Origin of the sequence: Kaistia sp. 32K, assembly GCF_016629525.1 — a bacterium.
Classification (GTDB): domain Bacteria; phylum Pseudomonadota; class Alphaproteobacteria; order Rhizobiales; family Kaistiaceae; genus Kaistia.
Genome location: NZ_AP024269.1, coordinates 2,527,048 through 2,551,499, shown reverse-complemented (window position 1 = coordinate 2,551,499; position 24,452 = coordinate 2,527,048). Strand labels below are relative to the sequence as shown.

Genomic DNA, 24,452 nt, shown 5'->3' with positions numbered 1-24,452 from the left:
ACCATGGCCAAGATCATCGTTGACGGCATCGAAGTCGACGTTCCGCCGGACTATACGCTGCTGCAGGCGGCCGAGGCCGCCGGTGCCGAGGTGCCGCGTTTCTGCTTCCACGAGCGGCTGTCGATCGCCGGCAATTGCCGCATGTGCCTCGTCGAGGTGAAGGGCGGTCCGCCGAAGCCGACCGCCTCCTGCGCCATGAACGTGCGCGACCTGCGTCCGGGCCCGAACGGCGAGCCGCCGGTCATGCTCACCAAGTCGCCCATGGTGAAGAAGGCACGCGAAGGCGTGATGGAATTCCTGCTGATCAACCACCCGCTGGATTGCCCGATCTGCGATCAGGGCGGCGAGTGCGACCTGCAGGACCAGGCGATGGCCTATGGCGTCGACAAGAACCGCTTCGCCGAGAACAAGCGCGCCGTCGAGGACAAGTACATCGGGCCGCTCGTCAAGACGGTGATGAACCGCTGCATCCATTGCACGCGTTGCGTCCGCTTCACGACGGAAGTCGCCGGCATTTCCGAGCTCGGCCTGATCGGTCGCGGCGAGGATGCCGAGATCACGACCTATCTTGAGAAGGCACTGTCGTCGGAGCTGCAGGGCAACGTCATCGACCTCTGCCCGGTCGGCGCGCTGACCTCGAAGCCCTTCGCCTTCACGGCCCGTCCGTGGGAACTGAACAAGACCGAGTCGATCGACGTCATGGACGCGGTCGGTTCGAACATCCGCGTCGACGTGCGCGGCCGCGAAGTGATGCGCGTGCTGCCCCGCCTCAACGAGGCCGTCAACGAGGAATGGATCTCCGACAAGACCCGTTTCATCTGGGACGGCCTGCGCACGCAACGTCTCGATCGCCCGTATCTGCGCGTCGACGGCCGGCTCAAGGCCGTGTCGTGGGGCGAGGCCTTCGCGGCGATCGCCGGCAAGGTCAAGGCGACCGAGGGCTCGAAGATCGGCGCCATCGCCGGTGATCTGGCGGCCGTCGAGGAGCTTTATGCGCTGAAGGCGCTGATCAACTCGCTCGGCTCGGCCAACCTCGACGCGCGCCAGGACGGCGCCGCGCTCGATCCGTCGCTCGGCCGCGCCAGCTACCTCTTCAACCCGACCATCGCCGGCATCGAGCAGGCGGACGCGATCCTGATCGTCGGCGCCAATCCGCGCAAGGAAGCGTCGGTGCTGAACGCCCGCATCCGCAAGCGCTGGCGCGCAGGTGGCGTCAAGATCGGCGTCATCGGCGAAGCGGTCGATCTGACCTATCCGCACGAGTATCTGGGCGCGGGCCCGGAGACGCTGGCCGAGATCGTTGCCGGCAAGGGCGCCTTCGGCGAGATTCTCGCCAATGCCAAGCGGCCGATCGTGATCGTCGGGCAGGGCGCGCTCGCCCGCGAGGACGGCAAGGCGGTTCTCGCCGCCGCTGCCAAGATCGCCTCGGCTCCTGGCCGCGACGAGGGCTGGAACGGCCTCGCCGTGCTGCACAATGCGGCGGCGCGCGTCGGCGCGCTCGACGTCGGCTTCGTGCCGGGCGCGGGTGGCCTCGATGTCGCCGGCATGCTGGACGCGGCAGGGCAGGGCACGCTCGACGTGGTCTTCCTGCTCGGCGCCGACGAGATCGACACGGCTCGCCTCGGCTCGGCCTTCGTCGTCTATATCGGCACGCATGGCGATGCCGGCGCACACCGCGCCGACGTGATCCTGCCGTCCGCCGCCTACACCGAGAAGTCGGGCACCTTCGTCAACACCGAGGGTCGCGTGCAGGTCGCCAACCGGGCGGGCTTCCCGCCGGGCGATGCCCGCGAGGACTGGGCGATCCTTCGCGCCCTTTCCGACATCCTCGGCCATCGGCTGCCGTTCGACTCGCTCGGCGAACTGCGCAAGGCGCTCTATGTGGCGCATCCGCATCTCGCCGCCGTCGACACGGTCCGCGCGGCCGATTTCGCCGACGTGGCGGCGCTGGCCTCGGCCGGCGGCGCGCTCGGAAAGGCGGCCTTCGCCAATCCGATCCATGATTTCTACCTGACCAACCCGATCGCACGCGCTTCGGCCACCATGGCGGAATGCTCGGCGCTCGCCGCTGGCCAGCTTGCCGCGGCTGCGGAGTGAGGCGGGAATGAACGGCTTCGTCGAAAACTACCTCATCCCCGGCGCGATCATGGTGGGCCAGAGCCTGCTGCTGCTGGTCCTTCTCCTGGTGTCGATCGCTTTCATCCTGCTCGCCGACCGCAAGATCTGGGCGGCCGTGCAGATGCGTCGCGGCCCCAACGTCGTCGGCGCCTTCGGCCTGTTCCAGTCCTTCGCCGACCTTCTGAAGTTCGTGCTGAAGGAGCCCGTCATTCCGTCGGGCGCCAACAAGGGCATCTTCCTGCTGGCGCCGCTCGTCACCGTGACGCTGGCGCTGGCCGGATGGGCGGTGATCCCGTTCAACCCGGGCTGGGTGATCGCCAACCTCAATGTTGGCGTACTCTATCTTCTGGCGATCTCGTCGCTCGGCGTCTACGGCGTCATCATGGGTGGCTGGGCCTCGAACTCGAAGTACCCGTTCCTGTCGTCGCTGCGCGCGGCCGCCCAGATGGTCTCCTATGAAGTCTCGATCGGCTTCGTGATCGTCACGGTCCTGCTCTGCGTCGGTTCGCTGAACCTAACCGACATCGTCATGTCTCAGCAGACCGGCCTCGGCACGAAGCTCGGCCTGCCGGGCAGCTTCCTGGACTGGTACTGGCTCGCGCTGCTGCCGATGTTCGTCATCTTCTTCGTCTCGGCGCTGGCCGAGACGAACCGGCCGCCCTTCGACCTGGTCGAGGCGGAGTCGGAGCTGGTCGCCGGCTTCATGTCGGAATATGGCTCGACGCCGTACATGATGTTCATGCTCGGCGAGTATGCGTCGATCTGCCTGATGTGCGCGATGACGACGATCCTGTTCCTCGGAGGCTGGTTGCCGCCGGTGAACGTCGCGCCCTTCACCTGGGTGCCGGGCATCGTCTGGTTCGTGCTGAAGGCAACCATGGTCTTCTTCATGTTCGCCATGGCGAAGGCCATCGTTCCGCGCTACCGCTACGACCAGCTGATGCGGCTGGGCTGGAAGGTCTTCCTGCCGATCTCGCTCGGCATGGTCGTGCTGGTGGCCGCCGTTCTGCAGATTATGGGATGGGCACCGTGATGCGCCTCGACCAAACCGCCAAGTCGATCTTCCTCTCCGAGTTCGTCTCGGCCTTCTTCCTGGCGATGCGTTATTTCTTCGCGCCGAAGAAGACCGTGAACTACCCGTTCGAGAAGGGCGCGCTCAGCCCGCGCTTCCGCGGCGAGCATGCGCTCCGCCGCTACCCGAACGGCGAAGAGCGCTGCATCGCGTGCAAGCTGTGCGAGGCGATCTGCCCCGCCCAGGCCATCACCATCGAGGCGGGTCCGCGCCGCAATGACGGCACCCGCCGCACGACGCGCTACGACATCGACATGGTGAAGTGCATCTATTGCGGCTTCTGCCAGGAAGCGTGTCCGGTCGACGCCATCGTCGAGGGGCCGAATTTCGAATTCGCGACGGAGACGCGCGAGGAGCTCTACTACGACAAGGAAAAGCTTCTCGCGAATGGCGACCGGTGGGAGCGCGAGATCGCGCAGAATATCAGCATGGACGCGCCCTACCGCTAGGTAGAACGTGGTTCCGACGCAAATTGGGAGGGACGCCGCGGTGCGCCGCGATGTCCAAGGGCACGGATCATGATCCTGCATACCATCATCTTCTATCTGTTCTCCGGCATCACCATCGCGTCCGCGCTGATGGTGATCTCGTCGCGCAATCCCGTGCACTCGGTGCTCTTCCTCATCCTCGCCTTCTTCAACGCGGCCGGCCTCTTCGTGATGCTCGGCGCGGAGTTCCTGGCGATGCTGCTGGTCGTGGTCTATGTCGGCGCGGTGGCGGTGCTGTTCCTGTTCGTCGTCATGATGCTCGACGTCGACTTCGCCGAGCTGCGGCAGGGCTTCCTGCAGTATCTGCCGATCGGCGCGCTGATCGGTGTCGTGCTGCTGGCGGAACTCGTGATCGTGCTGAGCGGCTGGGCTTTCGCGCCCGAGGTCCTCGCCAATCCGGTCCGGCCCATCCCCGAGATCGCCCAGGTGACGAACACCGAGGCCATCGGGCGGCTGCTCTATACCGACTACATCTTCTTCTTCCAGACGGCCGGCTTCGTGCTGCTGGTGGCGATGATCGGCGCGATCGTGCTGACGCTCCGCCACAAGCCGCGGGTCAAGCGGCAGGTGATCGCCGATCAGGTCGCGCGGACGCAGAAGGTCGAGCTGCACTCCGTCGAGCCCGGCAAGGGCATCTGAGCGAGAGACGAGGAAAACACCATGGTAATCGGTCTCTCCCACTATCTGACGGTCGCGGCGATCCTGTTCACGCTGGGCGTCTTCGGCATCTTCCTGAACCGGAAGAACGTCATCGTCATCCTGATGTCGGTCGAGCTGATCCTGCTCGCCGTGAACCTCAATCTCGTGACCTTCTCGTCCTTCCTCGGCGATCTGGTCGGCCAGATCTTCGCGCTGCTGGTGCTCACCGTCGCCGCTGCCGAGGCTGCGATCGGACTTGCCATCCTCGTCGTCTACTTCCGTAACCGCGGGTCGATCGCGGTGGAAGACATCAACATGATGAAGGGCTGAGGCCTGCTATGTATTCAGCCATCGTCTTCCTCCCGCTTCTCGGCGCCATCCTCGCCGGTATCATCGCGCTGCGGGGCAGCTACTCCGCCGCCATGGTGGGCGCTCCCAAGGAGAGCCTCGCCGACGCGCATGATGATCATGCGCATGGCCACCACGGTCATGATCATCACGGCCACGACCATCACGGCCATGACGACCATGGTCACGACGACCATGGGCATGACCACCACGCCGCGGCGCCGGGCTCCCGCCCGGCCGAGCTGATCACGACAGGCCTGCTGCTCGTCTCGGCGGTGCTGTCCTGGATCGCCTTCCTGACGATCGGTTCGCCGGAAGGCGAGACGGTCCGGGTCAAGGTGCTGCCCTGGATCGCCTCCGGCACGCTCTCGTTCGACTGGGCGCTGCGCATCGACACGCTGACGGCCATGATGCTGGTCGTCGTCACGACGGTTTCCTCGCTCGTCCATGTGTACTCGATCGGCTACATGAGCCATGACGAGCACCGGCCGCGCTTCTTCGCCTACCTGTCGCTCTTCACCTTCGCCATGCTGATGCTGGTGACGTCGGACAATCTGTTCCAGATGTTCTTCGGCTGGGAAGGCGTCGGTCTCGCCTCGTATCTGCTGATCGGCTTCTGGTTCAAGCGTCCGTCGGCCAACGCCGCAGCCATCAAGGCGTTCGTCGTCAACCGCGTCGGCGACTTCGGCTTCGCGCTCGGCATCTTCTCGATCTTCGTGATGTTCGGCTCGGTCGACTTCGACACGATCTTCGCCAACACGAGCAGCGTCGCCGGCCACACGATCCACTTCCTGTCATGGGACCTCGATGCGCTGACGGTGATCTGCATCCTTCTGTTCATCGGTGCGATGGGCAAGTCGGCGCAGTTCCTGCTGCACACCTGGCTGCCGGACGCGATGGAGGGCCCGACCCCGGTGTCGGCACTCATCCACGCCGCCACCATGGTGACCGCCGGCGTGTTCATGGTCGCCCGCATGTCGCCGCTGTTCGAGCTGGCCCCGACCGCGCTTACCGTCGTCACCTTCTTCGGCGCGACCACGGCGTTCTTCGCCGCGACGGTCGGCCTGGTGCAGAACGACATCAAGCGCGTCATCGCCTACTCGACCTGTTCGCAGCTCGGCTACATGTTCGTCGCGCTCGGCGTCGGCGCCTATGGCGCGGGTGTGTTCCACCTCTTCACGCACGCGTTCTTCAAGGCGCTCCTGTTCCTCGGCGCCGGCTCGGTGATCCACGCCGTCTCGGGCGAGCAGGACATGCGCAAGATGGGCGGCCTCTGGAAGAAGATCCCCGTCACCTACTGGACGATGGTGATCGGTACGCTGGCGCTGACGGGCTTCCCGCTGACGGCCGGCTACTATTCGAAGGACGCGATCATCGAGAGCGCCTTCGTCGGCCACAATGCCTTCTCCGGCTACGCCTTCGTGCTGGTGGTCGCTGCCGCGCTGATGACGTCGTTCTACTCCTGGCGCCTGATCTTCATGACCTTCCATGGCAAGCCGCGCGCTTCGGAAGAGGTCATGAGCCACGTGCATGAATCGCCGCCGGTGATGACGATCCCGCTCTACGTGCTGTCGATCGGCGCGCTGTTCGCCGGCATGGTTTTCGCCAACCGCTTCATCGGCGAGGGCTACAACGAGTTCTGGAAGGGCGCCCTGTTCACCGGTCCGGAGAACCACATCCTGCACGAGATGCACGGTGTGCCGGCCCTGGTGAAGTACTCGCCCTTCATCATGATGCTGGTCGGCTTCCTGGTGGCGTACTGGTTCTACATCCGGTCGCCCGAGACGCCGAAGCGCCTCGCCGCCGAGCAGCCGGTGCTCTACCGCTTCCTGCTCAACAAGTGGTACTTCGACGAGATCTACGACTTCCTGTTCGTGCGCCCCGCCAAGTGGCTCGGCCGTTTCCTCTGGAAGAAGGGCGATGGCTGGCTCATCGACGGCTTCGGGCCGGACGGTGTCTCCGCGCGCGTCGTCGACGTCACCAATCGGGTTGTCCGGCTGCAGTCCGGCTACGTGTACCACTATGCCTTTGCCATGCTGATCGGCGTCGCTGCGCTGGTCACGTGGATGATGTTCGCGGGTTGAGGGGTTTTAGATGACTGACTGGCCGATCCTCTCGACCGTTACCTTCCTGCCAACGGTCGGCGCGCTCCTGATCCTGCTCGTCCGCGGCGATGACGCCGCGGCGCGGCGCAACGTCTACTGGATCGCTCTCTGGACCACGATCGTCACCTTCCTGGTGTCGCTCCTGATCTGGATCGACTTCGATAGCACCAATGCCGGCTTCCAGTTCGTCGAGCGTACCAACTGGCTCGGCGGCAGCATTTCGTACTCGATGGGCGTCGACGGCATCTCGATGCTGTTCGTCATCCTGACGACCTTCCTGATGCCGATCTGCATCGTGGCCTCGAAGTACTCGGTGAAGAAGCGCTTCGCCGAATACATGGTCGCGTTCCTGATCCTCGAGACGCTGATGATCGGCGTGTTCTGCGCGACCGACCTGCTGCTCTTCTACGTCTTCTTCGAAGGCGGCCTGATCCCGATGTTCCTGATCATCGGCATCTGGGGTGGCCAGCGGCGCGTCTACGCGGCGTTCAAGTTCTTCCTCTACACGCTGCTCGGCTCGGTGCTGATGCTGCTCGCCATCATGGCGATGTACATCCAGGCCGGTACGACGGACATCCCGACGCTGCTGCAATTCCAGTTCCCTGCCTCGATGCAGACCTGGCTCTGGATCGCCTTCTTCGCCTCCTTCGCGGTGAAGATGCCGATGTGGCCGGTGCACACCTGGCTTCCCGACGCGCACGTCGAGGCGCCGACGGCGGGCTCGGTCATCCTGGCCGGCGTGCTCCTGAAGATGGGCGGCTACGGCTTCCTGCGCTTCTCGCTGCCGATGTTCCCGATCGCCTCGGCCGACTTCGCGCCGTTCATCTACACGCTCTCCGTCATCGCCATCATCTACACCTCGCTGGTGGCGCTGATGCAGCAGGACATGAAGAAGCTGATCGCCTACTCGTCGGTCGCCCACATGGGCTACGTCACGATGGGCATCTTCGCGATGAACCCGCAGGGCGTCGAAGGCGCGATCTTCCAGATGCTGTCGCACGGCATCGTTTCCGGCGCGCTCTTCCTCTGCGTCGGCGTGATCTACGACCGCATGCACACCCGCGAGATCGCGGCCTATGGCGGCCTCGTCAACCGGATGCCGTTCTACGCCTTCGCCTTCCTCGTCTTCACGATGGCGAATGTCGGCCTGCCGGGCACCAGCGGCTTCGTCGGCGAGTTCCTGACCCTGATCGGCATCTTCCGCGTCAACACCTGGGTCGCGGCCTTCGCCACCAGCGGCGTCATCCTGTCGGCGAGCTACGCGCTCTGGCTCTACCGCAAGGTGATCTTCGGCGTGCTCGACAAGGCTTCGCTCAAGTCGATGTTCGATCTGTCGCGTCGCGAGGTCGCCATCCTCGTGCCGCTGATCGTGCTGACGATCTTCTTCGGCGTCTATCCGACCCCCGTCTTCAACGTGACGGGGCAGGCGGTCGACAATCTGATTACAAACTATCAGGCCGCGCTCTCTGCTGCCGGCAAGCTCGCGCTGGCGGCGCAGTGAGGAACACGGACGGATCATGATGGACCTCGCTACGCTTCCCTCACTCACCCCGTTCCTGCCGGAACTGGTCCTGGCCATCGGCGCGCTTGTGCTGCTGATGATCGGTGCCTTCGGCGGCGAGCGCGCGACGCCGCTCGTCACCACGCTGGCGGTCCTGCTCGTCGCGGTTGCCGGCCTGGTCCTGCTGTTCAAGGCCGAGGACGGCGCCACCTTCGGCGGTGCCTTCGTGCTCGATCCGTTCGCCCGCTTCATGAAGGTGCTGGCGCTGATCGGCTCCGGCTTCGCGATCGTGATGTCGGTAAACTACTCGAAGCGCGAGAAGATCGCCCGTTTCGAGTATCCGGTGCTGATCCTGCTCGCCACCGTCGGCATGATGCTGATGATCTCGGCGAACGACCTGATCGCTATCTATCTCGGCCTCGAGCTGCAGTCTCTCGCGCTCTATGTCGTCGCGGCGAGCAACCGCGATTCCGTGAAGTCGACGGAAGCGGGCCTGAAATATTTCGTCCTCGGCGCGCTGTCCTCGGGCATGCTGCTTTATGGCATGTCGCTGATCTACGGCTTCACGGGCCACACCCAGTTCCAGGGCATCGCCACGACGCTCTCGAACGGCCCGATCGCCATCGGCGTCGTGTTCGGCCTGGTGTTCGTCATCGCCGGCATCGCCTTCAAGGTCTCGGCCGTGCCGTTCCACATGTGGACGCCGGACGTCTATGAGGGCGCGCCGACCCCGGTGACGGCGTTCTTCGCCGCCGCTCCGAAGGCTGCCGCCATGGCGCTGTTCGTCCGCGTGCTGATCGGGTCGCTGGGCCCGGCGGCTTCGGACTGGCAGCAGGTGATCACCTTCATCGCCATCGCCTCGATGATCCTCGGCGCCTTCGCCGCGATCGGCCAGCGCAACATCAAGCGCCTGATGGCCTATTCGTCGATCGGCCACATGGGCTTCGCGCTCGTCGGTCTCGCCGCGGGCAACCAGGCCGGCGTGCAGGGCATCATCCTGTACATGGCGATCTACGTCGCCATGACGCTCGGCGCCTTCGCCGTCATCCTGTTCATGCGCCGCAAGGGCCAGATGGTCGAAGAGATCAACGATCTCGCCGGCCTGTCGCGCTCGCACCCGGTGATCGCGTTCATCTTCGCCATGATCCTGTTCTCGCTGGCGGGCATCCCGCCGCTGGCCGGTTTCTTCGCGAAGTGGTACGTCTTCCTGGCGGCGATCGAGGCGCACCTCTACGTGCTGGCCGTCATCGGCGTGCTGTCGAGCGTGGTGGGCGCCTACTACTACCTGCGCATCGTCAAGATCATGTATTTCGACGAGCCTGCGGGCGCCTTCGAGCCGATGACCGGCGAGCTTCGCTTCGTCCTCGGCCTCTCCGGCGTCTTCGTCATCCTCTTCGTCTTCTTCGCCGGGCCGATCGGCCAGGCGGCGAGCGTCGCGGCCAAGACCTTCTTCTGATTGATGGAGTTCAAGCTCGGCCGGGTCGCAAACGAAAGCCAGTATCGCCTCAGATCGTATGAGGCGGCTGGCTCGACGAATGCAGAGGCTCTGGCAGCGGCGCGCGCGGGTGACCCCGGGCGCTGCTGGTTCGTGACTGCGCAACAGACAGCGGGCAGGGGCCGCAGAGGCCGCCCGTGGGCGACGCCGGTCGGCAACCTCGCGGCCAGCCTGCTGGTCGTGGTGCCGAACAATCCCGCGACGGCCGCCACGCTCGGCTTTGCCGCCGGGCTGGCGCTGGACGAGGCGCTCCGCGCCATCGCGCCGGACCTGATCCTGCGGGTCGGCCTCGATGGTTTCGAGGGGCAGGGCGAGGCCGGACGACGCGATCGGCTGCGCCTAAAATGGCCGAACGACGTCCTCCTCGATGGCGGCAAGCTCGCGGGCATCCTGCTCGAGGCGGAGCCCTTGCCGGACGGGCGCCTCGCGGTCGTGATCGGCATTGGTGTGAATGTCGTCGCGGCGCCGGAAGGCTTGCCATATCCTGCGACATCGCTGGCCGGATTGGGCGTCGGCATCGATGCGCCGCATGTCTTCGCGGCGCTGTCCGATTCCTGGGCGAGCGTGGCGCGCGTCTGGGACGAGGGGCAGGGGTTCAAGTCGATCCGGCGTCTTTGGCTTGATCGCGCGGCCGGGCTTGGGGAAGCGGTCGTTGTACGGGTGGGAGAGCAGAGTTTCTCGGGCGTGTTCGAGACGATCGACGAGGAAGGCCGGCTCGTCATGCGTTCTCCCGAGGGTTTGGTTAGGACCATCGCCGCCGGCGAGGTTCATTTCGGTTCAGTGGCGACGTCGAGAAAATGAGCGCAAAAAAAGCAGCTATGGACGACTTCGTCTTCCTCCCCCTGGGTGGTGTCGGCGAGATCGGGATGAATCTCGCTCTCTATGGTTATGGTCCTTCGAACCGCCGCCGCTGGCTAGCGGTCGATTTCGGCGTCAGTTTCGCCGGCCCGGATCTTCCGGGCGTCGATCTCGTGCTTCCCGATATCCGCTACATGGAAGAAGAGCGCGACTTCATCGAAGCGATCGTCATCACCCACGCGCATGAGGACCATTTCGGCGCTCTGCTGGATCTCTGGCCGCGCCTGCGCCTGCCGGTCTATGCCAGCGCCTTCACGGCCGGGCTTCTGAACGCCAAGCGCGCGGCACAGCCCGGCGCGCCCGAAATCCCGGTTACCATCGTCGCTCCCGGCGATCGCGTGACGATCGGCGATTTCGAGGTCGAGTTCATCGCGGTCACCCACTCGATCCTCGAGCCGATGGCGCTCGCGATCCGCACGCCGCTCGGCACCGTGGTCCATACCGGCGACTGGAAGCTCGATCCCGAGCCGGTCATCGGTCCGCAGACCGACGCGGCGCGGCTGGCGGCGATCGGCGACGAAGGCGTGCTGGCGCTCGTCTGCGATTCGACCAACGCCATGCGCGACGGCCGCAGCCCGAGCGAGACCGAAGTCGGCGCTTCGCTGACCGAGATCGTCAAGGAAGCGACGGGCCGCGTCGCCTTCACGACGTTTGCCTCGAATGTCGGCCGCATCAAGTCGATCGCGCTGGCCGCGCTCGCCGCCGATCGCCAGGTCGTCGTGGTCGGCCGGGCGCTTCGCCGCGCCATCGAGGTGGCGACCGAGCTCGGCTACATGGAGGGGCTGCCGCCCTTCCTCGACGAGGAATCCTACGGCTATCTGCCGCGTTCCAAGGTGGTCGCCATCCTGACCGGCAGCCAGGGCGAGCCGCGCGCCGCGCTGGCCCGGATCGCCGAGGACGAGCACAAGTTCGTCGGCCTGTCGCCGGGCGATACGGTGGTGTTCTCGGCGCGCCCGATTCCGGGCAACGAGAAGGCCATCGGCAACATCATCAACCAGCTCTGCGACCAGGGCATCGTTGTCATCACCGACCGCGATCGGCTGGTGCACGTCTCCGGCCATCCGCGCCGCGACGAGCTGGCCGAGATGTATGGCTGGGTGCGGCCCGAGATCGCCATTCCGGTGCACGGCGAGGCGATGCATCTCTGGGCGCATGCCGCCTTCGCCCGCGACATGGGCGTCAAGCAGGTCGTGCTGACGGAGAACGGCAACATCGTCCGTCTCGCGCCCGGGCCGGCGGAGGAGATCGACGACGTTCCCTTCGGCCAGCTCTACAAGGACGGCAACATCATCGCCGACGCCGACAATGTCGGCGTGCCGGAGCGGCGCAAGCTGGCCTTCTCCGGTCATGTCGCGGTGTCCGTGGTGCTCGACGCGAAGGGCGCGGTGGCGACCGATCCGGAGATTGCGCTGACCGGCCTGCCGATCCAGGGCGCCACCGGTCACCCGTTCGAAGAGACGGTCATGACGGCGGTTCTCGGCACGATCGAGAGCATTCCGCGCGCACGTCGGCGGGATCCGGAACTGGTGCGCGAGGCAATCCGTCGCTCCGTCCGCGCCGCCGTTCGGCAGGCTTGGGGCAAAAAGCCACTTTGCACTGTCTTCGTCGCGATCGTATGACGCCTTGGCGGGTATTTTTCCCGCGTGAGGAGCCGTCGCGATGATCGGACGACTGAACCATGTAGCGATCGCGGTGTCCGATCTGGACGCCGCGACGCGCGTCTATCGCGATACGCTGGGCGCGCGGGTGTCGGAGCCCCTCCGGCTGCCCGAACATGGCGTGACGACGGTCTTCGTCGAATTGCCGAACACCAAGATCGAGCTTCTGGAGCCGCTTGGCCCGGAGTCGCCGATCGCCAGGTTCCTGGCGCGCAATCCCGACGGCGGTATTCATCATCTGTGCTATGAGGTCGACGACATCATCGCCGCGCGCGATCGTCTGAAGGCTGATGGCGCGCGTGTTCTGGGCGACGGCGAGCCGAAGATCGGCGCCCATGGCCGACCTGTCCTGTTCCTGCATCCGAAGGATTTTTGCGGAACGCTGGTCGAACTCGAGGAGGCTTGAGACCAACATGCCGATCTACAGCATCTCGGCGATCTATTTCATCGTCTGGTGGCTCGTGCTGTTCATGGTGCTGCCGTTCGGCGTGCGCACCCATGCGGAGGAGGGCAACGTCGTCCTCGGCACGACGGCGAGCGCCCCCGCCAATCTCAATCTCGTCCGCAAGATGATCATCACCTCGATCATCAGCGCGGTGATCGTCTACGGCGTCTGGTACGGCTATGTGAAGATGGGCTGGACGGTCGAGATGCTGGGTCGCTTCGCGTTCTGAGGAACGCACCCAGCGGCCCCGGCGGTATCGCCGCGGCGAGACGCGATGGTCGAAATAAAAAAGGCAGGAAACCTTACGGTTCCTGCCTTTTCAGTGCGCGTTCATTCCCTCAAGCCGAGCTTTTCGCTCGATTGGCTTTAATCGAGCTCATTTTTATCGAGCTCGGCGGCAGCAGCTTTTCAGCGCGCCAGAGGGGACATCCTCCCAAGACTTAGACCGCGTTGCCTTTGTTTGGAGCCGCGCTTTTGGTGCGAGGTCCTTTGTTATGACCCGACGTTATCCAAAGGCATCTCGCTTGTCATCAAATTGTGCATGAGCAGCACGTTTTTTTTGCGACAGCGACGCTGACCTTAGGATTTGAGCCTCGGAAGACGCTCTTTGGTGCCTGTTTTCGTGCTTGACCGCCGCTTGGGTGCTTTGCTCAAGAGTTGTTCAGAGTGGCGCGACAACGGCGCTGCCGGCTGGCTCTTGTGTTTTCGCCGGTCTATGGCTTGATGTCCGCCCATCCGACTCGCCTGGAGCTCCTTTCTGATGCGCCTTTCCCGCTCTTTCATGCCGATTCTCCGCGAGACGCCGAAGGAAGCGGAGATCGTTTCGCATCGGCTCATGCTGCGCGCGGGACTGATCCGCCAGCAGAGCGCGGGCATCTATTCCTGGCTGCCGCTCGGCCAGAAGGTTCTCGCCAACATTCAGCGCATCGTCCGCGAGGAGCAGAACCGCGCCGGCGCCATCGAGATCCTGATGCCGACCCTGCAGTCGGCGGATCTCTGGCGCGAGAGCGGGCGTTACGAAGATTACGGCAAGGAGATGCTGCGCATCGAGGACCGGCACGAGCGCGACATGCTCTACGGTCCGACGAACGAGGAGATGGTCACCGACATCTTCCGCAGCTACGTGCGCTCCTACAAGGAGCTGCCGCTGAACCTCTACCACATCCAGTGGAAGTTCCGGGATGAGGTGCGCCCCCGTTTCGGCGTCATGCGCGGTCGCGAATTCCTGATGAAGGACGCCTATTCGTTCGACCTCGACGAGGCCGCGGCCCGCCGCGCCTACAACCGCATGTTCGTCGCCTATCTGCGCACCTTCGACCGCCTCGGCGTCAAGGCTATCCCGATGCGCGCCGATTCGGGCCCGATCGGCGGCGACGCGACGCATGAGTTCATCGTGCTCGCCTCGACCGGCGAGAGCGCCGTGTTCCTGGACAAGGCCGCGCTCGAGACGCCGATCCCCGGCGCCGACACGGATTTCGAGGGCGACCTGACGCCGATCGTGGCGGCCTGGACCGCGAAATACGCGGCGACCGAGGAAATGCACGAGCCGGCGGTGTTCGAGGCGATCCCCGAGGAGAACCGCCTCGAGGCGCGCGGCATCGAGGTCGGCCAGGTCTTCTATTTCGGCACCAAGTATTCCGAGCCGATGGGCGCGACCGTCACCGGTCCCGACGGCGTCGAGCACGCTGTGCACATGGGCTCCTATGGCATCGGCGTCTCTCGCCTGGTCGCGGCGATCATCGAGGCGAGCCATGACGAGGCCGGCATCATCTGGCCGGAGGGCGTGGCCCCCTACAAGGTCGGCCTGATCAACCTGAAGGCTGGCGACGCTGCGACGGATCTCGCCTGCGAGGGGCTCTATGAGCGCCTCACGAAAGCCGGAATCGAAGTCCTCTACGATGATGTCGAGGGCCGTGCGGGGGCGAAGTTTGCGACCATGGACCTGATCGGCCTGCCCTGGCAGCTGATCGTCGGTCCGAAGGGACTTGAGCGTGGCGAAGTCGAAATCAAGCGACGCGCGACGGGCGAACGCGAATCCGTTAGCCTGGATGCGGCAGTGGCGAAACTACTGGGCAGCTCTTAAACCGCGGCGCGCCGCGATCGGGACAGGTATGGCTGAGCCGACCGGCACGAGACCCTTTGCGACTTTCGAATGGATGCTGGCGCTGCGCTACCTGCGCGCGCGCCGGCGCGAGACCTTCATTTCGATCATCGCGATCTTCTCCTTCATCGGCATCATGCTCGGCGTCGCGACGCTGATCATCGTCATGGCGGTGATGAACGGCTTCCGCGGCGAGCTGATCGACAAGATCCTCGGCATCAACGGCCATGTCGTGCTGCAGCCGATCGAGACGCCGTTCACCGACTTCGCCGACGTCGCCAGCCGGCTCGCCATGGTGAAGGGCGTCACGGCGGCGATCCCGCTCGTCGAAGGCCAGGTACTCGCCTCGGGGGCGAACAATTCGACCGGCGCGCTCGTGCGCGGCGTCCGGGCCGAGGACCTGCCGAACATTCCGAGCGTCTCCAACAATGTGAAGCTCGGCACGCTCAACGATTTCGACAATTCCGAAGGCGTCGCCATCGGCACGCGGCTTGCCACCAATATGGGGCTCACGATCGGCGACAAGCTGACGCTGGTATCGCCGCGCGGCAACGTCACGCCCATGGGAATGACGCCGCGCATAAAGGCCTATCCGGTGGTGGCGATCTTCGAGATCGGCATGTCCGAATATGATTCCTCGTTCGTGTTCATGCCCTTCGCCGAGGCGCAGGCCTATTTCAATTCGGACGACAAGGCCTCGGCGATCGAGGTCTATCTCTCCGACGCCGACAAGACCGGTGCGCTGCGCGGGCCGATCGAGCAGGCGGCCGGGCGGCCCGTGTTGATGACGGACTGGCGCCAGCGCAACATGACGTTCTTCTCGGCGCTGGAGGTCGAGCGGAACATGATGTTCATGATCCTGACGCTGATCGTGCTCGTCGCCGCGCTCAACATCATCTCCGGCCTCACCATGCTGGTGAAGGACAAGAGCCACGACATCGCGATCCTGCGCACCATGGGGGCGACGCGAGGCGCGATCCTGCGCGTGTTCTTCATCACGGGCGCGGCCATCGGCACGGTCGGCACGATCGTCGGCGTGCTGCTCGGCACCATCGTCTGCCTGAACATCGAATCGATCCGGCAGTTCGTCTCGTGGCTGACGCGGACCGAGATCTTCTCGCCCGAGCTCTACTTCCTGTCGCGCCTTCCGGCCGACATGAATGCCGGCGAGACGATCTCGATCGTCATCATGGCGCTCGTGCTCAGCTATCTCGCGACGCTGTATCCGGCATGGCGGGCGGCCAAGCTCGATCCCGTCGAAGCCCTGCGCTACGAATGAGTGACACGTTGACCAACCAGAGACCGCGGCAGCAGCCAGTTGGCGGGGCAGGGGCGCCGGCGCTCCGCCTGCTCCGCGTCGAACGTCACTACAAGGAAGGCTCCGGCAGGCTCTCGATCCTCACCGGCGCGGATCTCGCGGTCTATCCGGGCGAGACGGTGGCGCTCGTGGCGCCTTCCGGCGCCGGCAAGTCGACGGTGCTGCATATGGCAGGCCTGCTCGAAAGGCCGGACGCGGGCGAAGTCGAGATCGGCGGCCGCCTCACTGGATCGCTGAACGACGCCGACCGGACCACCATCCGCCGGCTGCAGATCGGCTTCGTCTATCAGTTCCATCATCTGCTGCCGGAATTCTCGGCGCTCGAGAACGTGATGATGCCGCAGCTGATCCGCGGGCTCGACCGCAAGGAGGCGGCGCGCCGCGCGACGGAGCTGCTCTCCTACATGAAGCTGGAGCCACGCAAGGCGCACCGGCCGTCCGAGCTTTCGGGCGGCGAGCAGCAGCGCGTGGCGATCGCCCGCGCCGTCGCCAATGCGCCGCGCCTGCTGCTCGCCGACGAGCCGACCGGCAATCTCGATCCGAAGACGTCGCACTATGTCTTCGATGCGCTCGACGCGCTCGTCCGCGCCTCCGGCCTCGCGGCGCTGATTGTTACGCACAACATGGAACTGGCCGAGCGCATGGATCGCCGCATTACACTCGATGCGGGCAAGATCGTCGAATTCTAGTCGCCGATCGTTTCGTGTGCGGAACGGGCGATTCCGAGAATGGATATCCTTTGCCGCGCCTGAATTGAGGCGCTCATTCCTCGAAGCCCCTCCGGGGCCTTGCTAGCTTTGCTCATCCCGATGAAACGGCGCGCCGGTTGGCGGCCCATTTGAGCAAGGAAGCACGATGCGACGCCTTCCCTTCGTCACGGCCGCGGTCCTGTTCGCGTTGGCTGGAGCCCCGGCCCACGCCGAGGCGCCCGGATCGATCCTGAACGCCTCCTATGACGTGTCGCGCGAGCTCTTCGGTGCCGTCAACGAGGCCTATGGCGCGAAATACAACAAGGAAACCGGCAAGACGCTCGAAGTGAAGCAGTCGCATGCCGGCTCGTCCAAGCAGGCGCGCTCGATTCTCGAAGGTCTCGAGGCCGACGTCGTGACCTTCAATCAGGCGACCGATATCCAGGTCCTGGCCGACAAGGGTTTTGTCGCCGCCGACTGGACCTCGAAGTTCCCCGACAACGCTTCGCCCTTCTACTCGCTGCCGGTCTTCCTGGTGCGCGCCGGCAATCCCAAGGGCATCAAGGACTGGAACGATCTCGTCCGCGAGGACGTGAAGCTCGTTTTCCCGAACCCGAAGACCTCCGGCAACGCCCGCTACACCTATCTGGCCGCCACCGCCTACGCCAAGGAAGCCTTTGGCAATGACGAGGCGAAGGTGAACGACTTCGTGAAGAAGTTCCTCGCCAATGTCGCGGTGTTCGACACCGGCGGCCGCGCCGCGACCACGACCTTCGTCGAGCGCGAGATCGGCGACGTGCTGATCACCTTCGAGGCGGAGACGACCGGCATCCGCAAGGAGTTCGGCCCCGAGAAGTTCGAGACCGTAGTGCCGTCCGTCAGCCTTCTGGCCGATTTCCCGGTCGCGGTCGTCGACAAGGTCGCCGACAAGCGCGGCTCGAAGGAGATCGCCACCGACTATCTGAACTTCCTCTATTCGCCGGAAGGGCAGACGATCCTCGCCGAGTTCGGCAACCGCGTCCGCGACAAGGCGGTCGTCGACAAGTTCGCCGCCTCGTTCCAGCCGGTGCGTCTCGTGACCGTCGACGAAGTGTTCGGCGGCTGGCCGGCCGTGAACAAGAAGTTCTTCGGTTCCGACGGCCTGCTCGATCAGCAGCTCGCCGGCCAGTGACCGCCGTCGAAATGAGCGGGAGCGGGATCGGCGCCGTGTCGCGCCCGCGCTCCCGCAGACAATCTGGAAAAGGGCAGGGCCGGGTCGTTCCCGGCTTTCGCCTTTCCCTGGGCGTGACGCTGCTCTACGCGGCGCTGATCATCTGCCTGCCGCTGGCGACGCTGATTCTGGTCGGCGCCCGTCTCGGGCCGGCCGACTATTGGGCCGTGATCAGCTCGCCGCGCGCCATCGCCAGCTACCGCGTGACGCTGGGCGCCGCGGCGCTCGCCACCCTCTTCAACACCATCTACGGCTTCGCGCTCGCCTGGGTGCTGGTCCGGCATGATTTTCCAGGCCGCCGGCTGCTCGACGCCATCGTCGACCTGCCTTTCGCGCTGCCGACCGCCGTCGCCGGCATCGCCCTGACCGCGATCTTCGCTAGGAATGGCTGGTTCGGCGAACCGCTCGGGCTGCTCGGCATCAAGGTCGCCTACACGCAGATCGGTATCGCGCTCGCCATGGCCTTCACCAGCCTGCCCTTCATCGTGCGCACCTTGCAGCCGGTGATGGAGGAACTGGACGGCGAGATCGAGGAGGCTGCGCGCACGCTCGGCGCCGGCAATGTGACGATCTTCTTCCGCGTCGTGCTGCCGATCCTGGTCCCGGCGCTGCTTGCCGGCGTGTCGCTCGCTTTCGCGCGCTGCCTGGGCGAATTCGGCGCCGTCATTTTCATCGCCGGTAACCAGCCCTACCAGACCGAGATCACCGCCTTGCTCGCCTTCATCCGGATCGAGGAATACGACTATTCGGCCGCCGCCGCGATCGCGACCGTCATGCTCGGCACCGCCTTCATCCTGCTGGTCGTCACCAACGCGCTGCAGGCCTATGCCCGCCGGCACGAGCTCACGCCATGAGCGCCTCTTCGAGAGTTTCGCGCGCGGGCGCCCAGCAGGGCTGGTCGCATTATCTGCTGATCGGGACTGTGCTGCTGGTGACGGCGCTCGTGATCGGCGCGCCGGTTCTCGCCGTGTTCGTGCAGGCGCTGTCGTTGGGCGTGGGCTACGCGCTCCGATCGCTGGCCGAGCCGGATACGCGGGCGGCGATCCTCCTGAGCGTCACCGTCGCCATCGTCGTGGTGCCGATCAACACCTTGTTCGGCATTGCCGCCGCCTGGTCGATCGCCAAGTTCCGCTTCCCGGGCCGCAAGCTGCTGCTCGCCATCGTCGAGCTGCCGTTTTCGGTCTCGCCGATCGTCGCCGGCATCTCCTATCTGTTCGTCTATGGCGCGCAGGGGCTGCTCGGACCGTTCCTCGAGGCGCATGATCTGAAGATCATGTTCGCGCTGCCGGGCATCATCCTGGCGACGACCTTCGTGACCGCGCCCTTCGTGGCGCGCGAGCTGATCCCGCTGATGCAGTTGCAGGGGAACGGCGACGAGGAGGTCGCGGCGACGCTCGGCGCGCGCGGCTGGCAGACCTTCTTCCGCGTTACGCTGCCCAATATCCGCTGGGGCCTGCTCTACGGCGTGGTGCTCTGCAACGCCCGCGTTCTCGGCGAGTTCGGCGCGGTCTCGATCGTCTCCGGCAACATCCGCGGCGAGACCAACACGCTGCCGCTGCATGTCGAGCTGCTCTACCACGACTACAACGCCGCCGGCGCCTTCGCGGCGGCGGCGGTGCTGACGCTGGTGGCGCTCGTGACGCTCCTGGTCAAGACGCTGCTGGAGCGCGTCTCGGGACAGGCCGGCGCGCGGCGGGGGCACTAAGCCTCAGCAGTGGCGGAGCCGCGCCAGCTCCGCCGGGCGCCTCAGCAGCACGTGCCGTGAGGTCTCCAGGCTGATGGTGCCGGCGCCTTCGAGCTGCGTCATGGTGCGCGAGACGGTCTCGATGGTGAGGCCGAGATAGTCGGCGATGTCCTGGCGAGACATCGGCAGCTCGATTTCCTCGTCGCTGCCCTGGCGCTCCGCCATCTCGGAGAGGAACGAGCCGATCTTTTCCAGCGCGGTCTTGCGGCCGAGCAGAAGCGCGTGACGCTGGCAGGCGTCGAGGTTCTGCGCCGTGACTTCCCAGAGGGCGCGGGCGATCTCGGGATCGCGGCCTGCGGCGGCGTAGGCGGCGCTTCGGCTGATCATCTGCACGGTGACGTCGGTGATAGCTTCGGCGGCGAAGCAGTGGGTGCCGCGCGCCTCCATGCCGAAATAGCCGCCCGGCATGACGAAGGCGCCGATCTGGCGACGACCGTCGCAAAGGAGCTTGCAGATGCGCACCGTGCCGTCGAGGACCTGGTAGATGTATTCGGCCGGGTCTTCCTCGGCGACGATCTCGCTGCCGCGCTCGAAATGCAGCGTGATGCCCATCAGGCCGATGATGCCGGCCGGCGCGAAGCGGGCGTCGCCGGAAGCGGGCGAAATCCGACGGCCGGGAGCCTCCAGAGCGAGGTTCCGCGCGGTTGCCACAGACGTCAGCATGTCGTCACCCTTGAATTCCATCAGCGTTGTCGTTCGATTAGGCCGATGCGGGGCGAGACAAAATTCAGATCATGTACCTAAGGGATATCACTTAGGTGCCGGGATCCCTGCCGGGAGATAGATTGATTGATCATGCCATGCGCGGCCATCCGTGCCGGAGTTGAGTACACGCGATGCCGGAAGCCGATGGGTCGGTCATGACGTTCCTGTTCCGACAGGATACGGGCGCACGGCGCATCCTGGTCGCCTCCGCGGTTGTCGCCGGCCTGATCGGCATCGCGACGTTCCTGTCGCTGCAGCCGATTTTCCGCGCCCAGTCCGCCTTTCTGCTCTATATCCCCGCCGTCATCCTGGCGGCCGGGATTGGCGGTCTCTGGCCGGGCCTCGCAGCGACGCTGATCAGCCTCGTGCTCGGCACCACGATCTATCTGAACGCCGGTGGCGTCGACGCGCCGCATCTCTGGAGCGGGGCGGCCTTCGCGGTGATCGGCGGCAGCCTTGCCGTGCTCGGCGAATGGCTGCTCCGGGTGCGCCGGCAGCTGGCGACGGCGGCGGCCGACCTTCGTTATCGCGAGGCGCATCTGCGCTCCATCCTCGAAACCATTCCCGACGCGATGATCGTCATCGACGAGACCGGGCTGGTGCAGTCGTTCAGCGCGGCAGCGCAGCGGATGTTCGGCTATGACGCCAGCGAAATCGTCGGCCGCAACGTCAAGCTTCTCATGCCGTCCTCCTATAGCGAGCAGCATGACGGCTATCTCCAGCGCTACCGCCAGACCGGCGAGCGGCGGATCATCGGCATCGGCCGCATCGTAGTCGGCGAGCGCAAGGACGGCTCGACCTTCCCGATGGAACTCGCCGTCGGCGAGATGCGCTCGGGCGAGCAGCGCTATTTCACCGGCTTCATCCGCGATCTCTCGCAGAGGCAGGAGACGGAGGCGCGCCTGCAGGAGCTGCAGGCGGAGCTGGTGCATATCTCGCGCGTCACCGCGATGGGCGAGATCGCCTCCACGCTGGCCCACGAATTGAACCAGCCGCTCTCGGCCGTCGCGAATTACCTGCGCGGCTCGCGCCGCCTGCTCGATTCGGGCGCGCCGGAGAACATCCCGAAGGTCCGGGCAGCCCTCGAGAGCGCGGCGGACCAAGCGCTCCGGGCCGGCGAGATCATCCGCCGGCTGCGCGATTTCCTCGCCCGCGGCGAGACGGAGAAGCGGGTCGAGAGCCTGGCGAGGCTGCTGGAGGAGGCGAGCGCGCTCGCGCTCGTCGGCGCCCGCGAGAAGGGCATCCGCATCCGCTTCCAGCTGGATCCCGAGCTGGACCTGCTGTTCGGCGACCGGGTCCAGATCCAGCAGGTGCTGGTCAATCTGATGCGCAACGCCATCGATGCCATGGATGAGGGCGACGGCAAGGATCTGACCATTTCCAGCGAGGCCGAATCGGGCGACATGATCCGCATCAAGGTGTCGGACCGGGGATCGGGGATCGCGCCTGACATCATGGCGCGGCTGTTCCAGCCCTTCGTGACCACCAAGCAGACCGGGATGGGAGTAGGCTTGTCGATCTGCCGGACCATCATCGAGGCGCATGGCGGGCGGATCTGGGCCGAGGGCAACCCCGGCGGCGGCACGATCTTCAACTTCACCATTCCCGCCGCCCGTATCGAGGAGACCGAGCGTGTCAGCTGAGGCCGTCATCCATGTCATCGACGATGATGACGCCGCACGGGATTCGCTCGCCTTCCTGTTCGAGAGCGCCGACCTCGAGGTTCGCTCCTATGCTTCCGCCGCCGCCTTCCTGACCGAGGCCCCGGGGCTCGTCGGTGGCTGCATCGTCACCGATGTCCGCATGCCGGAGATCAACGGCATCGAAATGTTGAAGCGGCTGAAGGCCCAGGGCGTTTCCCTGCCGGTCATCGTCATCACCGGCCATGCCGACATCGCGCTCGCCGTCGAGGCGATGAAGAGCGGCGCCGTCGACTTCATGGAGAAGCCGTTCGACGACGAGGCGATGCTGCGCGCCGTCCGTGCCGCGCTGGTCCGCCACGGCAAGACGCTGGAGGCCGGGCAGGAGCGTGCCGAGATCCGCCGCCGCCTCGGCGTCCTCTCCAATCGCGAGCAGCAGGTGCTGGAAGGGCTGGTTGCCGGCCACGCGAACAAGCGCATCGCGCATGACCTCGACATCAGCCCGCGCACCGTCGAGATCTACCGCGCCCATGTGATGACCAAGATGGAGGCGGCTAGCCTCTCCGAGCTCGTCCGCATGGCGCTGATCGTCGGCCTCAACGGAAGCATTGCAACCTCGGACAACTGATCCGCTGTCCTTGCGGTGGATCAATGCCGGCAAAATGTCGCTCGCTCAGACTGCAGGCTTTCCGCCGCCAACCGTCCGAGCGATGTCCGTCCCTGCAGCACAGAATCCCGAACCGGGCTTGGTCTATATCGTCGATGGCGACGCCGCCGTCCGGCGCTCGCTGCGTTTCGCGCTCGGCATAGACGGCTTTACCGTGCGGACCGACGCTAATGCTGGTTCCTTCCTGCGGCGCGACGATATTCCTGCTCATGCCTGCCTGGTGGTCGACCACCACCTCGTCGACATGAGCGGGCTCGACCTGATCGAGCGGCTCCGGCTGCGCGGCTGGACGATGCCGGTCATCCTGACGGTCACCAATCCCTCGTCGGCGCTGGTTCGCCGGGCGGCTTCCTCCGGCATCGCGCTGGTGGAGAAGCCGCTGCTCGGCACCGCGCTGCTCGATCACATCCGCGCGGCCCTGTCGGCTTCCGCCTGAGGGGAGGCGGGCTATTCCCGCCCCCGCCTGACGCTGCAATCCTGCCGTCACGACATATCGCTTATTGGTACGGTCTTCGAATCAGGCCGCGCGTGCTACGACGCTGCGGTGCAACTCAGCGAGCCGAACGAGTCCGATCCCATGAATGAGCCGATTTCCAATCCTGGACGCAGCCCGGTTCCGGCCATGGTGGGAATCTGCGCTGTGATCCTGATCATCGCCGCGATGTATTGGGCGCAGAACGTCTTCGCGCCGATCACCTTCGCGCTGCTGATCATCGCGATGCTGTGGCCGTTCCAGCGGGCGATGCAGGCGCGCATGCCGCAGCTGCTGGCGCTGCTGCTCTGCCTCGTCGTCACCGTGATCGTCATGACGATCTTCACGTCGCTGCTCGCCTGGAGCCTGAGCCGGGTCGGTCGCTATGTGCTGAGCGACACGGCGCGCTTCCAGACCATGTACAGCGAGCTGGCGGAATGGCTGGAGGGCAGGGGCATCGTCGTCTCCGGCCTCTGGGAGCAGCATTTCAACGCGGGCTGGATCATCCGCATCGTCCAGCAGGTCAGCGGCCGGCTCAACACGACCCTCACCTTCTCGCTGGTCGTGCTGATCTACGTCATGCTCGGCCTGCTCGAGGTCGGCGATGTCGGCCGCAAGCTCAAGCGCTTCAAGGCCGGCAGCGTCGGCGAGGCGCTGTTCATCGGCAGCGGCGAGACCGCCGCCAAGCTGCGCCGCTACATGATGGTGCGCACGCTGATGAGCATCATGACCGGCGTGCTCGTCTGGGGGCTGACCTATGCCGCCGGCCTGAGCCTCTCGGCCGAGTGGGGCGTCATCGCCTTCGCGCTCAACTACATCCCGGTGATCGGGCCGCTCTTCGCCACCGTGCTGCCGACACTCTTCGCCATCGCCCAGTTCGAGACCTGGCAGGCAGCTGTCTTCGTCTTCGTCTGCCTGAACCTGATCCAGTTTCTGGTCGGCTCCTATCTGGAGCCGAGGATCGCCGGCAACGCGCTGTCGATCTCGCCGGTGCTGGTGCTGTTCGCCGTCTTCTTCGGCACCTTCCTGTGGGGGATCGCCGGCGCCTTCATCGGCGTGCCGATCGTCATCGCGATCGTGACGATCTCAGCTCATCACGAATCGAGCCGCTGGATCGCCGACATCCTGGGCGTCGGCGTGGGGGACACGGCGGAGGGGTAACACCCGCCGCCCTCTGTT

Annotated in this window: 23 protein-coding genes; 22 read left to right on the top strand and 1 reads right to left on the bottom strand. The window is 65.4% G+C overall.

Annotated features, from left to right (window positions below):
- Nucleotides 1–3: 3 nt before the first annotated feature.
- The 18 genes from nuoG to cysW all read left to right on the top strand — a co-directional run bounded on the left by nuoG (nt 4) and on the right by cysW (nt 19,750).
- Nucleotides 4–2,097: an NADH-quinone oxidoreductase subunit NuoG gene (nuoG, locus tag K32_RS11530; RefSeq protein WP_201404138.1), complete on the top strand. Its 2,094-nt coding sequence runs from the start codon at nt 4–6 to the stop codon at nt 2,095–2,097.
- A gap of 7 nt (nt 2,098–2,104) precedes the next feature.
- The gene (nuoH, locus tag K32_RS11525; protein WP_201404137.1) at nt 2,105–3,151 is read left to right on the top strand and encodes an NADH-quinone oxidoreductase subunit NuoH; all 1,047 of its coding nucleotides are present in this window, start codon (nt 2,105–2,107) and stop codon (nt 3,149–3,151) included.
- A complete protein-coding gene (gene nuoI / locus K32_RS11520) occupies nt 3,151–3,639 on the top strand; it encodes an NADH-quinone oxidoreductase subunit NuoI (RefSeq protein ID WP_201404136.1) in 489 nt (162 codons plus the stop codon). The genes nuoH and nuoI overlap by 1 nt, the downstream gene beginning before the upstream one ends.
- A 69-nt stretch (nt 3,640–3,708) precedes the next feature.
- The gene (locus tag K32_RS11515; protein ID WP_201404135.1) at nt 3,709–4,317 is read left to right on the top strand and encodes an NADH-quinone oxidoreductase subunit J; all 609 of its coding nucleotides are present in this window, start codon (nt 3,709–3,711) and stop codon (nt 4,315–4,317) included.
- Nucleotides 4,318–4,338: 21 nt separating this feature from the next.
- Nucleotides 4,339–4,647, top strand: a complete 309-nt coding sequence (nuoK, locus tag K32_RS11510) for an NADH-quinone oxidoreductase subunit NuoK (protein WP_201404134.1) — start codon at nt 4,339–4,341, stop codon at nt 4,645–4,647.
- A gap of 8 nt (nt 4,648–4,655) precedes the next feature.
- A complete protein-coding gene (nuoL, locus tag K32_RS11505) occupies nt 4,656–6,749 on the top strand; it encodes an NADH-quinone oxidoreductase subunit L (protein ID WP_201404133.1) in 2,094 nt (697 codons plus the stop codon).
- Between the two features lie 10 nt (nt 6,750–6,759).
- Entirely contained in the window at nt 6,760–8,271 is a 1,512-nt protein-coding gene (locus K32_RS11500) for an NADH-quinone oxidoreductase subunit M (protein ID WP_201404132.1), read from the top strand.
- A 16-nt stretch (nt 8,272–8,287) separates the two neighbouring features.
- The gene (gene nuoN / locus K32_RS11495) at nt 8,288–9,727 is read left to right on the top strand and encodes an NADH-quinone oxidoreductase subunit NuoN (protein WP_201404131.1); all 1,440 of its coding nucleotides are present in this window, start codon (nt 8,288–8,290) and stop codon (nt 9,725–9,727) included.
- Between the two features lie 3 nt (nt 9,728–9,730).
- On the top strand, nt 9,731–10,567 hold the full coding sequence (locus K32_RS11490) for a biotin--[acetyl-CoA-carboxylase] ligase (RefSeq protein WP_201404468.1): 837 nt from the start codon (nt 9,731–9,733) through the stop codon (nt 10,565–10,567).
- 17 nt (nt 10,568–10,584) lie between these two features.
- The gene (locus tag K32_RS11485) at nt 10,585–12,243 is read left to right on the top strand and encodes a ribonuclease J (RefSeq protein WP_201404130.1); all 1,659 of its coding nucleotides are present in this window, start codon (nt 10,585–10,587) and stop codon (nt 12,241–12,243) included.
- Nucleotides 12,244–12,283: 40 nt separating this feature from the next.
- Complete coding sequence (gene mce, locus K32_RS11480; RefSeq protein ID WP_201404129.1) at nt 12,284–12,688, top strand: methylmalonyl-CoA epimerase; 405 nt, start codon at nt 12,284–12,286, stop codon at nt 12,686–12,688.
- Between the two features lie 7 nt (nt 12,689–12,695).
- A complete protein-coding gene (locus K32_RS11475; RefSeq protein WP_201404128.1) occupies nt 12,696–12,956 on the top strand; it encodes a DUF1467 family protein in 261 nt (86 codons plus the stop codon).
- 531 nt (nt 12,957–13,487) lie between these two features.
- Nucleotides 13,488–14,810 carry a proline--tRNA ligase gene (gene proS / locus K32_RS11470; protein WP_201404127.1) on the top strand — a complete coding sequence of 441 codons (1,323 nt, stop codon included), beginning with the start codon at nt 13,488–13,490 and terminating at the stop codon, nt 14,808–14,810.
- 28 nt (nt 14,811–14,838) lie between these two features.
- Complete coding sequence (locus K32_RS11465; RefSeq protein ID WP_201404126.1) at nt 14,839–16,107, top strand: lipoprotein-releasing ABC transporter permease subunit; 1,269 nt, start codon at nt 14,839–14,841, stop codon at nt 16,105–16,107.
- A complete protein-coding gene (locus K32_RS11460) occupies nt 16,104–16,835 on the top strand; it encodes an ABC transporter ATP-binding protein (protein WP_201404125.1) in 732 nt (243 codons plus the stop codon). Before K32_RS11465 ends, K32_RS11460 begins: the two co-directional genes overlap by 4 nt.
- A gap of 166 nt (nt 16,836–17,001) precedes the next feature.
- Complete coding sequence (locus K32_RS11455; RefSeq protein WP_201404124.1) at nt 17,002–18,006, top strand: sulfate ABC transporter substrate-binding protein; 1,005 nt, start codon at nt 17,002–17,004, stop codon at nt 18,004–18,006.
- A gap of 11 nt (nt 18,007–18,017) precedes the next feature.
- Nucleotides 18,018–18,899, top strand: a complete 882-nt coding sequence (gene cysT / locus K32_RS11450; protein WP_371813035.1) for a sulfate ABC transporter permease subunit CysT — start codon at nt 18,018–18,020, stop codon at nt 18,897–18,899.
- Nucleotides 18,896–19,750 carry a sulfate ABC transporter permease subunit CysW gene (gene cysW, locus K32_RS11445; protein ID WP_244669942.1) on the top strand — a complete coding sequence of 285 codons (855 nt, stop codon included), beginning with the start codon at nt 18,896–18,898 and terminating at the stop codon, nt 19,748–19,750. Before cysT ends, cysW begins: the two co-directional genes overlap by 4 nt.
- A gap of 3 nt (nt 19,751–19,753) precedes the next feature.
- Here cysW and K32_RS11440 read toward each other — a convergent pair whose 3' ends face one another.
- Entirely contained in the window at nt 19,754–20,473 is a 720-nt protein-coding gene (locus K32_RS11440) for a helix-turn-helix domain-containing protein (protein ID WP_201404122.1), read from the bottom strand.
- Nucleotides 20,474–20,625: 152 nt separating this feature from the next.
- On the opposite strand from K32_RS11440, the gene K32_RS11435 reads away from it, so the two are divergent.
- From K32_RS11435 to K32_RS11420, 4 genes are all read left to right on the top strand, one after another.
- Nucleotides 20,626–22,137: a PAS domain S-box protein gene (locus K32_RS11435; protein WP_201404121.1), complete on the top strand. Its 1,512-nt coding sequence runs from the start codon at nt 20,626–20,628 to the stop codon at nt 22,135–22,137.
- The gene (gene fixJ / locus K32_RS11430; protein WP_201404120.1) at nt 22,127–22,762 is read left to right on the top strand and encodes a response regulator FixJ; all 636 of its coding nucleotides are present in this window, start codon (nt 22,127–22,129) and stop codon (nt 22,760–22,762) included. Before K32_RS11435 ends, fixJ begins: the two co-directional genes overlap by 11 nt.
- A 118-nt stretch (nt 22,763–22,880) precedes the next feature.
- On the top strand, nt 22,881–23,237 hold the full coding sequence (locus tag K32_RS11425; protein ID WP_201404119.1) for a response regulator transcription factor: 357 nt from the start codon (nt 22,881–22,883) through the stop codon (nt 23,235–23,237).
- 141 nt (nt 23,238–23,378) lie between these two features.
- Nucleotides 23,379–24,434, top strand: coding sequence for an AI-2E family transporter (locus K32_RS11420; RefSeq protein ID WP_201404118.1), 1,056 nt, complete (start codon nt 23,379–23,381; stop codon nt 24,432–24,434).
- The last annotated feature ends 18 nt before the right edge of the window (nt 24,435–24,452 follow it).

Bases quoted from the DNA above. Each gene is read 5' to 3' on its own strand.
- nuoG (WP_201404138.1), top strand. From the start codon at position 4: ATGGCCAAGATCATCGTTGACGGCATCGAAGTCGACGTTCCGCCGGAC.
- nuoH (WP_201404137.1), top strand. From the start codon at position 2,105: ATGAACGGCTTCGTCGAAAACTACCTCATCCCCGGCGCGATCATGGTG.
- nuoI (WP_201404136.1), top strand. From the start codon at position 3,151: ATGCGCCTCGACCAAACCGCCAAGTCGATCTTCCTCTCCGAGTTCGTC.
- K32_RS11515 (WP_201404135.1), top strand. From the start codon at position 3,709: ATGATCCTGCATACCATCATCTTCTATCTGTTCTCCGGCATCACCATC.
- nuoK (WP_201404134.1), top strand. From the start codon at position 4,339: ATGGTAATCGGTCTCTCCCACTATCTGACGGTCGCGGCGATCCTGTTC.
- nuoL (WP_201404133.1), top strand. From the start codon at position 4,656: ATGTATTCAGCCATCGTCTTCCTCCCGCTTCTCGGCGCCATCCTCGCC.
- K32_RS11500 (WP_201404132.1), top strand. From the start codon at position 6,760: ATGACTGACTGGCCGATCCTCTCGACCGTTACCTTCCTGCCAACGGTC.
- nuoN (WP_201404131.1), top strand. From the start codon at position 8,288: ATGATGGACCTCGCTACGCTTCCCTCACTCACCCCGTTCCTGCCGGAA.
- K32_RS11490 (WP_201404468.1), top strand. From the start codon at position 9,731: ATGGAGTTCAAGCTCGGCCGGGTCGCAAACGAAAGCCAGTATCGCCTC.
- K32_RS11485 (WP_201404130.1), top strand. From the start codon at position 10,585: ATGGACGACTTCGTCTTCCTCCCCCTGGGTGGTGTCGGCGAGATCGGG.
- mce (WP_201404129.1), top strand. From the start codon at position 12,284: ATGATCGGACGACTGAACCATGTAGCGATCGCGGTGTCCGATCTGGAC.
- K32_RS11475 (WP_201404128.1), top strand. From the start codon at position 12,696: ATGCCGATCTACAGCATCTCGGCGATCTATTTCATCGTCTGGTGGCTC.
- proS (WP_201404127.1), top strand. From the start codon at position 13,488: ATGCGCCTTTCCCGCTCTTTCATGCCGATTCTCCGCGAGACGCCGAAG.
- K32_RS11465 (WP_201404126.1), top strand. From the start codon at position 14,839: ATGGCTGAGCCGACCGGCACGAGACCCTTTGCGACTTTCGAATGGATG.
- K32_RS11460 (WP_201404125.1), top strand. From the start codon at position 16,104: ATGAGTGACACGTTGACCAACCAGAGACCGCGGCAGCAGCCAGTTGGC.
- K32_RS11455 (WP_201404124.1), top strand. From the start codon at position 17,002: ATGCGACGCCTTCCCTTCGTCACGGCCGCGGTCCTGTTCGCGTTGGCT.
- cysT (WP_371813035.1), top strand. From the start codon at position 18,018: ATGAGCGGGAGCGGGATCGGCGCCGTGTCGCGCCCGCGCTCCCGCAGA.
- cysW (WP_244669942.1), top strand. From the start codon at position 18,896: ATGAGCGCCTCTTCGAGAGTTTCGCGCGCGGGCGCCCAGCAGGGCTGG.
- K32_RS11440 (WP_201404122.1), bottom strand. From the start codon at position 20,473: ATGGAATTCAAGGGTGACGACATGCTGACGTCTGTGGCAACCGCGCGG.
- K32_RS11435 (WP_201404121.1), top strand. From the start codon at position 20,626: ATGCCGGAAGCCGATGGGTCGGTCATGACGTTCCTGTTCCGACAGGAT.
- K32_RS11420 (WP_201404118.1), top strand. From the start codon at position 23,379: ATGAATGAGCCGATTTCCAATCCTGGACGCAGCCCGGTTCCGGCCATG.